Consider the following 12,218-nt stretch of genomic DNA (forward strand, 5'->3'; position numbering starts at 1 on the left):
TGCAGCGGCACAAAGGGGACATCGATGGAAGCGCTGGGCGAAAATCTCGAGACCATGCCGCGCGTGCCGCTGGCGGACGAGCATGTCGCCATGCTGCGCGCCATCGGTAGCGAATGCAGTTACGAGGCCGGCGAGATGGTCGCCGAGATCGGCGATACGGTCGACACTTTCGTCTACGTCCTCGAGGGCGAGATCGAAGTGAAGGATCCTTATTCCGAGGCCCGCCTGCTCGATAGCTCGCTCGGCCCCACCCAGTTCATGGGCGAGATTTCCTTCCTCAACGCGGGCACCTATTTCCTGCCCATGCGTGCGGCCAAGCCGACGCGGACGCTGGAAGTACCTCGCGTGGATATGCTCGACCTGATGGCGCGGGTGCCCGAATTGTCGGACCACGTCATCCGCGTCTTCTCCGCCCGGCGGCGGCGGCAGTTCGAATTGAAGAACAGCAACGTCAAGCTGATCGGTGCGGACCGCGATCCGGCGGTGCAGAAGGTCGAGCAGTTCCTCAGCCGCAACCGCATCCCCTTCCAGAGCCTCGACATGGACGGGCGCGACGACGAAACCTTGGCCGCCTGCAACCTGACCGATCACAAGCCATCGGTGATCCTTGGCCAGGATACGGTCATGGACGATCCCACGCCGCGCAAGATGGCGCAGCACCTCGGGCTCGACCTCGATGTGTGCCGCGAGACGGTTTACGATGTCCTGATCGTGGGCGCTGGCCCGGCAGGCGTTGCGGCTTCGGTCTATGCCGGAAGCGAGGGGCTGTGCGCGCTGACCATCGAGGATACTGCCATCGGCGGGCAGGCCGGCACCAGCAGCCGGATCGAGAACTACATGGGCTTTCCCACCGGCATCAGCGGGGCTGACCTCGTCTACCGCGGCCAGATCCAGGCCATGAAATTCGGCACGCGCTTCGCCATGCCGCGCAGCGTCGAAGGCATGAGCCGTCGAGAGGACGGCACTTTCTGCGTGATACTCGACGATGGCGACGAGGTTTGCGCGAGATCGATCCTGATTGCGACCGGCGTGCAATATCGCCGCCTCCCCCTCGAAGGACTGGAGGAACTCGAAGGGGCAGGGATTTTCTATGCCGCGACCGATATGGAGGCACGCTTCTGTCACGGTACCGAGGCCGTCGTGATCGGCGGCGGCAATTCGGCGGGACAAGCCGCGATGTATCTCAGCCGCAGCGCAGCGCATGTCCATCTGGTGGTGCGCGGCGACAGCCTTGCGGCGAGCATGTCGAGCTATCTCACCCAGCGGCTCGAAGCCGACCCGGCGATCACAATCCATTACAATACCGAGGTAACCGAACTCCACGGCGACGATTACCTCGAAGCGGTAACCTTTTCTTGCCCCGACGGGGAACGGCGCATCGACACCCGCGCGCTCTTCATCATGATCGGCGCCGCACCCAACACCGACTGGGTTTTGGGCATGGTCGAGGTGGACGAGAAGGGCTTCGTGAAGACCGGCGCTTCGGTGGGCCGGGAAACCCCCTTCGAAACGAGCGCCGACGGCATTTTCGCGGTGGGCGACGTGCGCGAGGGATCGGTGAAGCGCGTGGCGAGTGCGGTGGGTGAAGGCTCGGTCGTGGTCAGCCGGATCTGGGATTACGTCGACAAGCTTGCCGCTCCTGCGAGCGAAATCTAGCGCACCTGCTCCTCGGTCTCGACCAGCCTGATCTCGAACAGGCTCGGCCACAGCTTGCCGGTCACGAACATCCGGCGATTTTTCGCGTCCCAGGCAATGCCGTTGAGCACGGCATCGGTCGGGTCCACGTCGACCGCATCGACGATATCGCGCAGGTCGATCAGCTTTTTCACCACGCCGTCTGCCGGGTCGATGGCAACGATATAGGGCGCGCCCCAGATGTTGGCGTAAACCAGCCCGTCGATCATCTCGAGTTCGTTGAGCTGACGCAGCGATCTTCCGTTCAGCGTCACATCGACGCTGCGGAGCACCTCGTAGGTTTGCGGATCGAGCACGCGCATCGTCGCCGAACCATCGGTGTGGACCAGGCCCTCGGGAGAGGTCGCGAGGCCCCAACCGACCAGCGGATAGTCCGCGCGGGTGGCCAGCGGGTCGAGCGTTTCGGCATCCCAGCGATGGATCGCGCCATCCCGCCAGGTGAGGCTGACCATTTCATCGCCCCAGAGCGCCAGGCCTTCGCCGAATTGGCGGCCGGGCAGCGCGCGCTCGCGGATCACCTTTCCGGTTTCCAGATCGACTTCGCGCACGACCGACTGTCCCTCGCGCCCTGTGCTCTCGAACAAAGAGCCGTCGTGCCACAAGAGGCCTTGGGTGAAGGCCTTGGTGTCGTGCGGATACGTCGCAACCACTTCGGCGCGGTAGACCTTCGGGCCCGAATAGGTCTCTGCCGCCTCGACTGCGGGTGTCGCTGCATCCTGTGCAACGGTGGAGCCGCAGCCGGTAAGTGCCGCGAAGGCAAGGAGGAGGTGGCGGAAATTCATGGGCTTCCTATCGCGGCGGCGTGCTTACCGCAGCATGAAGCAACGCGCACCAATTTAAAGCCCCCGGTCCGCACCCTCTCTCCTTGGTGCGGCCGGGGGCCTCCTCTCCAACTCTTTGCCTGCGAGCGCGCAGGCTATCGGGTCAGGCCGCTTCGGGAGCGGCGTCGCGAACACCCTGGTCGACGTGGTCGGCGAAGGGTTCGAAATTGTCCACGAACAGCTGCACCAGCTTGTGCGCGGTGCGGTCATATTCGTCCTTGTCCGCCCACGTCGCGCGCGGGTCGAGGATGGTGCTGTCGACGCCTGGCACCGAAACCGGCACTTCGAAGCCGAAGTTCGGGTCCTTGCGGAATTCCGCATCGTTCAAGGACCCGTCGAGCGCAGCGTTGAGCAGAGCGCGGGTGGCCTTGATCGGCATGCGGTTGCCCACGCCATACTTGCCGCCGGTCCAGCCGGTGTTGACGAGCCAGCACTGCGCGCCGCCTTCGGCGATGCGTTTCTTGAGCAGGTTGCCGTAGACGCTTGGGTGGCGCGGCATGAAGGGCGCGCCGAAGCAGGTGCTGAAGGTTGCAGTCGGCTCGGTCACACCGATTTCGGTGCCGGCGACCTTGGCCGTGTAGCCCGAGAGGAAGTGATACATCGCCTGGTCGGGCGTGAGGCGCGCGATCGGAGGCAGCACGCCGAAGGCATCGGCGGTCAGCATGATCACGTTCGAAGGCGGCGGGCCGAGGTTGTCGGCGCTGGTGTTGGGGATCGAGGACAGCGGATAGGCGCCGCGGGTATTCTCCGCGAGGCTGTTGTCGTCGAGGTCGATCTCGCCGTCCTCGTCCATCACGACGTTTTCGAGAACGGTGCCTTCCATGCGCGTGGTGGCGTAGATTTCCGGCTCGCTCTCGGGGTCGAGGCGGATCATCTTGGCGTAGCAGCCGCCTTCGAAGTTGAAGACCGCCGTATCCGACCAGCCATGCTCGTCATCGCCGATCAGCGTGCGGCTGGCATCGGCCGAAAGCGTGGTCTTGCCGGTGCCCGATAGCCCGAAGAAAACCGCGCTTTTTCCGTCGGGGCCGATGTTTGCCGAACAGTGCATCGGCATGACGCCCTGCGGCGGCAGGAGGTAGTTGAGCACGCCGAAGACGCTCTTCTTCATTTCGCCGGCATATTTGGTGCCGCCGATGAGGATCAGCTTTTCTTCAAGGTTGACCGCGATCACCGTTTCGCTGCGCGTGCCGTGACGCTCCGGATCGGCCTTGAAGCTCGGCAGGTCGATGATGGTGTATTCGGGGGTGAAATCCGCAAGCTCTTCGGTGGTCGGGCGGACCAGCATCGTGCGGATGAACTGGTTGTGCCAGGCAAGCTCGTTGATGACGCGTACGTTGACGCGATATTCGGGCTGCGAACCGCCGAACAGGTCGGCCACGAACAGGTCGCCCTTGTCCTTCAAGGCTGCCATGAAATCTTCCTTGAGAGCGGCGAAATGTGCCGGCGTCATCGAGGCGTTATTGTCCCACCACACGGTGTCTTCCGTCTCGCTATTGCGGACGATGAACTTGTCCTTCGCGCTGCGGCCGGTGTGCTTGCCCGTTTCCACCACCAGCGGACCGTGCTTCGCGCGGCGGCCCTCGCCCCGCTCGAGCGCGGCAGCCGTCAGCTCGTCCGAAGTGAGGTTGGGGTGAATCGTCGCAGCGGTCTCGATGCCCTGCGCGGCAAGCGAGTGGGAAAGTGCGGTAGTCACTGAAATCTCCAGCGTGAATTTGGGCGGTGTCTGGTCAGGGAATCGCCGCGCATACGAATGCGCGCCCGTCGTCTCCGCCAATACTCCCGGCTTGCCGCAAGGTCAAATGGTGTGCGGTGGAAATCGCGCGTGACGCGGCGGCGCGCGTTGTCTTGCCCGCAGAACTGCGTTAACCGCCTGACTTATGGAAAGTGAAGCCGGACAAGGCACGCCCCCGCAGGACGATGATCGCACGGTCATCGCGCTGGTCGACGACGACCGCAACATCCTCACCACCGTATCCATCGCGTTGCAGGCGGAAGGATTCGCCACGCGCGTCTATTCCGACGGCGAGCAGGCGCTTTCGGCACTGCTGGGCAATCCGCCCGATCTTGCCATCTTCGATATCAAGATGCCCAAGATGGACGGGATGGAACTGCTCCGCCGCCTGCGCGAGCATTCGCCGCTGCCGGTGATCTTCCTCACCAGCAAGGACGACGAGCAGGACGAGGAAGCCGGCCTACAGATGGGCGCGGACGATTATATCGCCAAACCCTTCAGCCTGCGCCTGCTGCTCGCCCGCATCCGTGCGATCCTGCGCCGCAGCGACGCCCGCCGTCCGATGCCGATCGAGCCTGGCGAAAAGCCCGCCGAAGTGATCGAGCGCGGGCGCTTGCGGATGGACCCGGCGCGCCACCACGTGACCTGGGACGGCCAGCCAGTCTCGCTCACCGTGACCGAATTCCTGCTGCTCGAAGCGCTCGCCCTGCATCCGGGCGTCATCAAGAGCCGCAACCAGCTGATGGACGCTGCCTACCCCGACGATGTTTTCGTCGACGACCGCACGGTGGACAGCCACATCAAGCGCATGCGCCGCAAGTTCCGCAGCGTCGACGGCACCTTCTCCGCCATCGAGACGCTCTATGGCGCGGGATACAGCTTTACCGATGGCTGAATTGGGAAGCGTCCTTCGGGGCGATCCGCGGCTCGAAAAGCTGCGCTGGTCGCGGCGGTTGACGCTCACCAGCCGGATCCTCTTCGTCAACGTCCTGCCGCTGGTGCTGCTGGGCGGCGGCGTGCTCTATCTCGACAGCTACAGGAAGCAGCTGCTCGACGAACGGTTCAAGCTGGCGCTGGTCGAGGCACAGATCACCGCCGAAGCGCTCGCGGGTGCTACCCCTCAGCGACAGGAAGCCCTGCTGATCCAGATCGGCAAGGAACAGCGGCTGCGCATCCGGGTCTACGGGCCCGATGGCAATCTCGAATCCGACAGCTTCCAGCTTGCCCCGCCCAGCTTCGACCTGCCCGAGCCGAAGGAAGTCGACCAGACCGATTTCGCGCTCCGGATGGACCGCTGGTTCGACCGCGTGGTCGGCGCCCCCGCGCTGCCCGATTATCGCGAGCCGGAAGCCGATTCGGCCGATGCCTGGCCCGAACTTGTGCGCGCGCGCGAGGAAAGCCTGACGCAGATCGTGCTGCGCGATGCCCCCGACGGCACGCATGTCATCAACGCCGCCGCACCCGTGGGCCTCGATGGCGATACGCTGCTGATCACCCGCAACCCGTTCGACATTACCCAGAGCGTGCGCGAGGCAAGAACCACGGTGTCGATGGTGGTGCTGCTGTTCCTGCTCGTCTCAACCCTGCTCAGCTTCTTCCTTGCGCAGACCATCGTGCGGCCCTTGCGCGAACTGGTGCAGGCCGCCGTCCGCGTGCGGCAGGGGCGCGACCGGCAGGTCGAGGTGCCGCGCCTGCCCGACCGCCGCGACGAGATCGGCATGCTCGCCCGCGCCATTTCCGACATGACCGGCGCGCTGCGCCACCGCATTGACGCGGTCGAAAGCTTCGCTGCCGATGTCGCGCACGAGATCAAGAACCCGCTCGCATCCCTGCGCAGCGCCACCGAGTCGCTCGGCAAGGTCGATGATCCGCAGTTGCGCGCGCAATTGCTCGATATCGCCACCCATGACGTGCGCCGGATCGACCGCCTCGTGACCGAGATCTCCGACGCCAGCCGCATCGATGCGGAAATGTCCCGTACCGAGTTCGAGCGCGTCGACATGGCCGAGTTGTTGCACAACATCGTCACCAGCCGCGAGGCGCGGGGCGAGAACGAGGGGCGCGAAGTCATAGTGACGACCGAGGGCGAGCCCCATGTCGTTGCGGGGGTCGGCATGCGGCTCGAACGCATCATCGAGAACCTGCTCGACAATGCGGTCTCGTTTTCGCCCGCAGACGGGACTATTGACGCCAAGCTCGTCCGCCGCGATGGGCGTGTGCTTCTGATCGTGTGCGACGAGGGTCCGGGCATCCCGGAGGAAAAGCGAGAAAAAGTGTTCCACCGTTTCCATTCGGACCGCCCAGAGGGCGAGGATTTCGGCAACCATTCGGGCCTCGGCCTCGCCATCGGCCGCACTATCGCCGAGGCGCATGAAGGCACGCTCCATGTCGAAGGCCGCCGCGACGGCGCGCAGGGCGCGTGTTTCATTCTCGACCTTCCTGCGGTGGCGCGATGAAGAACAAGCTTCCCAATGTGACCGCCGTGGCGGTGGACGGGCGCGGACTGCTGATTGCGGGCGAATCGGGCAGCGGCAAGAGCTCGCTCGCGCTGGCTCTGATCGACCGCGGTGCGGTGCTGATCGGCGATGACGGCCTCATCATCGAAGGGCGCGACGGTCATCCTTTCGCCTGCCCGCCCAAGACGACCAAGGGCCTGCTCGAAGTGCGCAATGTCGGGCTGGTCGAATTCCCGACCTGCGAGGCGCCCGTCTCGATGGTCCTCCAGCTGACCACGCTCGCCCCGCGTTACCCGATGGAGCTCGCCACCACCAATCTCGCAGGGGTCGACGTGCCCGTGGTCCTCTTCCGGCCCGGGGACGCGACGCAGGCACTTCGCGCCGAATTTGCACTTGGCAAGCATGGCCTCGCCGTTCCGGCCATCGGCAAGGACGAGGCGGCCGAGTGAGCGAGCAGGCCGAGCGCCAGCGGCTCCTCCTCGTCACGGGGATGTCGGGCGCGGGCAAGTCGACCGCGCTGCAGGTACTCGAGGACCTCGGCTGGGAGGCGATCGACAACTTCCCGCTCCGCCTGCTCTCCAGCCTGGTCGATGCCGAAGGCGAAAGCCGCGCTCCCATCGCCATCGGCTTCGATTCGCGCACCCGCGGCTTCCTGCCCGCCGCGATCATCGAGCAATGCGAAGCGCTCGCCCGCCGCGACGATGTCGAGGTGACCACGCTTTTCATCGACTGTTCCGACAGCGAACTCGAGCGCCGCTACAACGAGACCCGCCGCCCGCACCCCATGGCGCGCGAGCGTCCGGTGGCAGGCGGCATCAAGGCCGAACGCGAGCTGCTCGAACCGCTGCGCAACTGGGCCGAGGTGCTGATCGACACCAGCGAATATTCCTCCAACCAGCTCCAGCAGGTCATGCGCGAGCGCTTCGGCAAGAGCCGGGTACGCGAGATGACCGTCACGGTCTCCAGCTTCGGCTTCGCGCGCGGGATGCCGCCGCTGGCTGACCTGCTGTTCGACATGCGTTTTCTCGACAATCCGCACTGGGTCCCCGAGTTGCGCGAGCTTACCGGGCGTGACCGTCCGGTAGCCAGCCATATCGAGGGCGACCCGGCCTTTGCCCCCGCTTTTGCCCGCATCACCGATACGCTGCTCGAGCTGCTGCCCCGCTATGCCGCGCAGGACCGCAGCTATCTCAACATCGCGTTCGGCTGTACCGGCGGGAGACACCGGTCGGTTTACAGTGCAGAGAGGGCCGCGGAGGTCTTGCGCGAGGCCGGATTTTCGCCCACGGTCATCCACCGCAATCTGGAAAGCCGGCCCGCCGATCCGCTCGAGCGCAGCTGACACCAAGCAATGGTTAAGACGAAGAACCTATACTCTCGAGAAGCGAAACGGACGATTGTAACCGCATGATCGGAATGATTCTCGTCACCCACGGCAAGCTGGCCGAGCACTTCATCGACGCGATGGAACACGTGGTCGGGAGCCAGGAAGGCGTGGCCACCATCTGCATCGGCCCCAATGACGACATGGAGCAGCGGCGCAAGGATATCGCCGATGCGATCGCCAGCGTCGACACGGGCGACGGTGCCATCATCCTGACCGACCTGTTCGGCGGGACACCCTCGAACCTGGCGATCTCGCTGCTCGACACGGGCCGGATCGAAGTCATCGCGGGGATCAACCTGCCGATGCTCATCCGCCTTGCCGGTGCGCGCAAGAGCATGAACGTGGTCGATGCCGTCCACGCCGCGCAGACCGCGGGGCGCAACTACATCACCGTAGCCAGCGAATTCCTGGGGCAGGACCTCGACAGCGCGCGGAAGGCAAGTTGAGCGAGCTTCGCAAGAAAATCGAGGTGGTAAACCAGCGCGGGCTCCATGCGCGGGCCAGCGCCAAATTCGTGGGCGCGGTCGCCGAACTGCCCCAAAGCTGCAAGGTCCGCGTCGCCAAGGGCGATAACGAGGCCGCAGGCGGCTCCATCCTCGGCTTGATGATGCTGGGCGCGGCCAAGGGCGATACGATCGAGATCATCGTCGAAGGCGAGAATGCCCATGCCGTGATGGCCGACCTCTCCGCCATGGTCGAGGACGGCTTCGGGGAGCCTTGATATGACCGGTTCACGCCGCGTCATTACCGGCTTTTCCAATCCCACCGTCAAAGCCCTGCGCGCGCTTCGCGAGAAGAAGCACCGCAAGCGCGAGAAGAAGTTTCTCGCCGAAGGGCTGCGCCTGCTCACCGATGCGCGCGAATGTGGGCATGTGCCCGAAGTGCTGGTCCTCGCCGACAGGCGCGATCCGCACCCGTTGCTGACAGCGCTCGAAGAGACGGTCGAGGCAAGCGGCGGCGAGGTCATCGAAACCACGCCCGACATCCTTTCGAAAATCACCGGCAAGGACAATCCGCAGGCGGTCGCTGGCGTGTTCGCCGAATTCGACACCTCGCTGGCAGCGCTCGACCGCAAGAGCGCGGATATCTGGCTGGTCGCCCAGGCGCTGCGCGATCCGGGGAACCTGGGCACAATGCTGCGCACCGGCGATGCGATCGGCGCAGGCGGCCTGATCTTGCTCGACGACTGCGCCGATCCTTTCAGCGTGGAGGCAGTCCGCGCCAGCATGGGTGCGGTCTTCACCCAGAAGATCGCGCAGGCGGACTGGAGCGAATTCGAAAGCTGGCTTCGCGCCGATGCGGGCCAGCTCGTTGCAGCAAGCCTGCGCGAGGCCCAGCCCTATCGCGGCGCGCCCTATGCCTCGCCCTGCTTCGTGATGGTCGGCAACGAAAGCCGCGGCCTTCCCGAAGAATACGAAATGGCCTGCGACCTGCGCGTCACCATGCCGATGAAGGGCCGCGCCGACAGCCTCAACGCGGCAGTGGCGGCAGCGGTGTTGGGTTATGAGGTGCTGGACGCGTTGAGCGAGGGATCGCAGCGGGGATGACGCTCCGCGCCTCGCGCATCGTGGTCATAGCGCTGCTTGCCGGTCTCGCAGGATGCAGTGAGGGGAGCGATCCCGCCGAGAATCCTGCCGCTGGCGATGGTGCGATCATGCGGGACACAGCGGCCGATATCATCGACCCGGCACCGGCACGCGAGGTCCTTAAACGCTATTTCGCGCTGCAGTATGCCGGGGATGCACGCGCCGCGGAAAGCTTGTGGTGCGACCCGCAGATGGCGGCCCGGTTCCGCGGAAATATCGAGGGGTTCGGCCCAGTGAAGGTGAATATCGCCGATCCGCTGGCGGGCGGCCTGGGCAGCGAGATCAACGAGGTAAGCATCTCGCTGCAATTGCTTTCGCCCGACAATTCGAACCTGCGCGATGGCTCGGCGAGCCTCGCTCCGAGTCCACAAAGGGGAGGTGCGCTATGGTGTATCAGGCAAATCGCCCTGCAGTTCCCGCCACAGGCCTGAGGGAAGCTAGCCCTATGCCTCGTTCTTGCCGCCCTTGGCGATGATATGTTCGAGCACTGAGGGATGCAGCGGCTCGTCGAATTCGACGCCGGCCTGGCGCTTCTCGACCCACTTCACCCGCGAGGGGATCGGTCCGATCTCGCCGATGCGGATGGTGATTTCCTCGTCCTTCTGGAGACGCCCTACGAGGTCGGCGAACTGGCAGCCGTATTCCGACAGGTCGCGGATGGCGATATCGAAGCGCACGCCCGTGCCCTTGCGGTACCGACCGTTCACCGTGATCGAATAGCGTTGTTCCCTGCGTAGATCCATCAGCCCCACCCCGGCAATACCGGTCCGTTTTGCACCGCGACAGGCAAGATACTTATCGCGAATGGTAAACCAGTAAAGGTCTTGTGTTGAGGAATTGCTAAGCCGAACCCAAGCTATTCTGCGGCTTCGCGGCCTTCCTCGCGCCCGTCCTCGATCTGCGCAGGCCTCTCCGCTTCGGTAAAATTCGCCAGTGCACGCGGCGTATGACCGATGGGAAGTGCCTCGGTCAGGTCCTGTGCGCTGGTGTCTACGTTTAGTTCCTCGAACCTTTCGCCCGTGCGCCGCAGATTGGTATCGAAGCTGCCCACGAGTTTGTCGAAATGCTGGTTGGTCGAGTGCAGGCTTTTGCGCATGGCGCCCATGTGACCCGCGACCACGCCAAGACGATCATACAGTTCCTTACCGAGTTTGGCGATTTCCTTGGCATCGGCCTGCACGCCCGCCTGTCGCCAGACAGTAGACACGGTAAGCGCAATCGACATGAAATTGAGCGGGCTGGACAGGACGATCTGCCGTTTCAGAGCATAGTCCAGCAATCCGCTGTCCTGTGTCAGTGCGGCATAGAGAACATGCTCGCCTGGCACGAACATAACGACGAAATCGGCCGATCCTTCGACATGGTCTTGATATCTTTTGGCCGACAACTCATCGATGTGTGTGCGCAATTCGCGCGCATGCGTTTTCAGAAGCGCTTGCCGCTCTTCGTCGCTGTCCGCCTCGTTGGCCGCTCGATAGGTGTTGAAGACGTTCTTGACGTCCACCACCAGCCGGCGATTGCCGGGAATGTTGATGACTGCATCGGGACGCAGGAGATTACCGTTCTCGTCGCGGACCGTGGTCTGGAAGTTGAAATCCGCCTTGTCGTACAGACCGCAGCTTTCAAGCAAGTTCTCGAGCTGAAGTTCGCCCCAGTCGCCGCGTGCCTTGGTCGCGCCCTGCAAGGTGGTGGTGATGCGATTGGCACCGTCGATGACCCGCTGCTGCCCTTCGCGGACTTGTCCTATAACACCTTTCAACTGTTCGAAATCGCTCGTTCGCGCTTTTTCCAGTTCTTCCACCCGCTTGCGATAGCGTTCGAGTGTTTCGCCAACCGGACCGACCTTCTTTTCCAATTCTGCCAGGCTTTCCTTGTTGAGCGAGGCAAGGTGCGATTGCGCGCCCTCAAGGAACTTCTCGTGTGCCCCCTTGAGCATTTGCTCGCCAATCTCGCCGAACTTGGCCTGCAGCTTCTCTTCGGCATCCTGCAGACGCTTGAGTTCGCGCGCGAACTGCGTCTCGCGCTCGGCATAACGTTCTCCCAGCGCCCGTTCACGCGCCTCGGAAGAGCTTTCCAGCGAGGCTAGGCGATTTGCGAGATCTTCGCGCTCTTTCCTCATGCCTTCCAGTTTTTCGGTGAGATCGTCCGTCCGCGCTGCCCGTTCGGACATGGTGGCGAGATCGCGCGTCATTTCCTTCAGCCGATCTTCGCTTGCGCGCGCTTCGGCCTCCCGCTCGCCATGGCGGGCTTTCCAGTCGGCCGCAGGGCGCGAGCCGAGAAACCATCCCAGACCGAGACCCGCGACGAGCGCGACAATTGCGATCACAGCTAATTCCATAGGGCGAGCCTAGGCGGAACACATACGGAACGAAAGACCTTTCCTACACCTATCCACCGAGATAGGTTCACAACGGTTCTTTCTTATCGTCAGTCGCCGCAAATAGCCCCCGCGCCCTATGGAAAACAGGGGCAGCGGATGCACTTCATCAACTAGCGCAACAAAAAGGCGACCCGCTCCTCGCGAATCGCCTCTTCGAATTC

The 12,218-nt window shown here is 63.9% G+C and carries 13 protein-coding genes; 9 read left to right on the plus strand and 4 right to left on the minus strand.

What is annotated here, in order from left to right; genetic code table 11:
- The first annotated feature begins 24 nt into the window (after positions 1–24).
- Entirely contained in the window at positions 25–1,656 is a 1,632-nt protein-coding gene (locus K3178_RS08830) for an FAD-dependent oxidoreductase (RefSeq protein ID WP_221571036.1), read from the plus strand.
- Here K3178_RS08830 and K3178_RS08835 read toward each other — a convergent pair.
- Positions 1,653–2,477, minus strand: coding sequence for a glutaminyl-peptide cyclotransferase (locus K3178_RS08835; protein WP_221571037.1), 825 nt, complete (start codon positions 2,475–2,477; stop codon positions 1,653–1,655). The two genes, K3178_RS08830 and K3178_RS08835, sit on opposite strands and share 4 nt — an antisense overlap.
- Before the next feature lie 142 nt (positions 2,478–2,619).
- A complete protein-coding gene (locus K3178_RS08840; RefSeq protein WP_221571038.1) occupies positions 2,620–4,209 on the minus strand; it encodes a phosphoenolpyruvate carboxykinase in 1,590 nt (529 codons plus the stop codon).
- Between the two features lie 184 nt (positions 4,210–4,393).
- On the opposite strand from K3178_RS08840, the gene K3178_RS08845 reads away from it, so the two are divergent.
- The 8 genes from K3178_RS08845 to K3178_RS08880 all read left to right on the plus strand — a co-directional run bounded on the left by K3178_RS08845 (position 4,394) and on the right by K3178_RS08880 (position 10,108).
- On the plus strand, positions 4,394–5,143 hold the full coding sequence (locus K3178_RS08845) for a response regulator transcription factor (protein WP_221571039.1): 750 nt from the start codon (positions 4,394–4,396) through the stop codon (positions 5,141–5,143).
- The gene (locus K3178_RS08850) at positions 5,136–6,704 is read left to right on the plus strand and encodes a sensor histidine kinase (RefSeq protein WP_221571040.1); all 1,569 of its coding nucleotides are present in this window, start codon (positions 5,136–5,138) and stop codon (positions 6,702–6,704) included. Before K3178_RS08845 ends, K3178_RS08850 begins: the two co-directional genes overlap by 8 nt.
- Positions 6,701–7,153, plus strand: a complete 453-nt coding sequence (locus K3178_RS08855; protein ID WP_221571041.1) for an HPr kinase/phosphorylase — start codon at positions 6,701–6,703, stop codon at positions 7,151–7,153. Before K3178_RS08850 ends, K3178_RS08855 begins: the two co-directional genes overlap by 4 nt.
- On the plus strand, positions 7,150–8,046 hold the full coding sequence (gene rapZ, locus K3178_RS08860) for an RNase adapter RapZ (protein ID WP_221571042.1): 897 nt from the start codon (positions 7,150–7,152) through the stop codon (positions 8,044–8,046). Before K3178_RS08855 ends, rapZ begins: the two co-directional genes overlap by 4 nt.
- A gap of 65 nt (positions 8,047–8,111) precedes the next feature.
- Entirely contained in the window at positions 8,112–8,537 is a 426-nt protein-coding gene (locus K3178_RS08865) for a PTS sugar transporter subunit IIA (RefSeq protein WP_221571043.1), read from the plus strand.
- On the plus strand, positions 8,534–8,812 hold the full coding sequence (locus K3178_RS08870) for an HPr family phosphocarrier protein (RefSeq protein WP_221571044.1): 279 nt from the start codon (positions 8,534–8,536) through the stop codon (positions 8,810–8,812). The genes K3178_RS08865 and K3178_RS08870 overlap by 4 nt, the downstream gene beginning before the upstream one ends.
- 1 nt (position 8,813) lies before the next feature.
- Positions 8,814–9,638, plus strand: coding sequence for a TrmH family RNA methyltransferase (locus K3178_RS08875; RefSeq protein ID WP_221571045.1), 825 nt, complete (start codon positions 8,814–8,816; stop codon positions 9,636–9,638).
- On the plus strand, positions 9,635–10,108 hold the full coding sequence (locus tag K3178_RS08880; RefSeq protein ID WP_221571046.1) for a hypothetical protein: 474 nt from the start codon (positions 9,635–9,637) through the stop codon (positions 10,106–10,108). Before K3178_RS08875 ends, K3178_RS08880 begins: the two co-directional genes overlap by 4 nt.
- A gap of 12 nt (positions 10,109–10,120) precedes the next feature.
- Here K3178_RS08880 and K3178_RS08885 read toward each other — a convergent pair whose 3' ends face one another.
- Entirely contained in the window at positions 10,121–10,420 is a 300-nt protein-coding gene (locus K3178_RS08885; protein WP_221571047.1) for a PilZ domain-containing protein, read from the minus strand.
- A gap of 113 nt (positions 10,421–10,533) precedes the next feature.
- Complete coding sequence (locus tag K3178_RS08890; protein ID WP_221571048.1) at positions 10,534–12,003, minus strand: DNA recombination protein RmuC; 1,470 nt, start codon at positions 12,001–12,003, stop codon at positions 10,534–10,536.
- Positions 12,004–12,218: the final 215 nt, after the last annotated feature.

It is taken from the genome of Qipengyuania sphaerica (assembly GCF_019711595.1).
In the GTDB taxonomy this organism is placed as follows: Bacteria; Pseudomonadota; Alphaproteobacteria; order Sphingomonadales; family Sphingomonadaceae; genus Qipengyuania; species Qipengyuania sphaerica.

What these genes read in the sequence shown, in the direction of transcription:
- K3178_RS08830 (WP_221571036.1), top strand. Translation starts at nt 25, where the DNA reads ATGGAAGCGCTGGGCGAAAATCTCGAGACCATGCCGCGCGTGCCGCTG.
- K3178_RS08835 (WP_221571037.1), bottom strand. Translation starts at nt 2,477, where the DNA reads ATGAATTTCCGCCACCTCCTCCTTGCCTTCGCGGCACTTACCGGCTGC.
- K3178_RS08845 (WP_221571039.1), top strand. Translation starts at nt 4,394, where the DNA reads ATGGAAAGTGAAGCCGGACAAGGCACGCCCCCGCAGGACGATGATCGC.
- K3178_RS08850 (WP_221571040.1), top strand. Translation starts at nt 5,136, where the DNA reads ATGGCTGAATTGGGAAGCGTCCTTCGGGGCGATCCGCGGCTCGAAAAG.
- K3178_RS08855 (WP_221571041.1), top strand. Translation starts at nt 6,701, where the DNA reads ATGAAGAACAAGCTTCCCAATGTGACCGCCGTGGCGGTGGACGGGCGC.
- K3178_RS08865 (WP_221571043.1), top strand. Translation starts at nt 8,112, where the DNA reads ATGATCGGAATGATTCTCGTCACCCACGGCAAGCTGGCCGAGCACTTC.
- K3178_RS08875 (WP_221571045.1), top strand. Translation starts at nt 8,814, where the DNA reads ATGACCGGTTCACGCCGCGTCATTACCGGCTTTTCCAATCCCACCGTC.
- K3178_RS08880 (WP_221571046.1), top strand. Translation starts at nt 9,635, where the DNA reads ATGACGCTCCGCGCCTCGCGCATCGTGGTCATAGCGCTGCTTGCCGGT.
- K3178_RS08885 (WP_221571047.1), bottom strand. Translation starts at nt 10,420, where the DNA reads ATGGATCTACGCAGGGAACAACGCTATTCGATCACGGTGAACGGTCGG.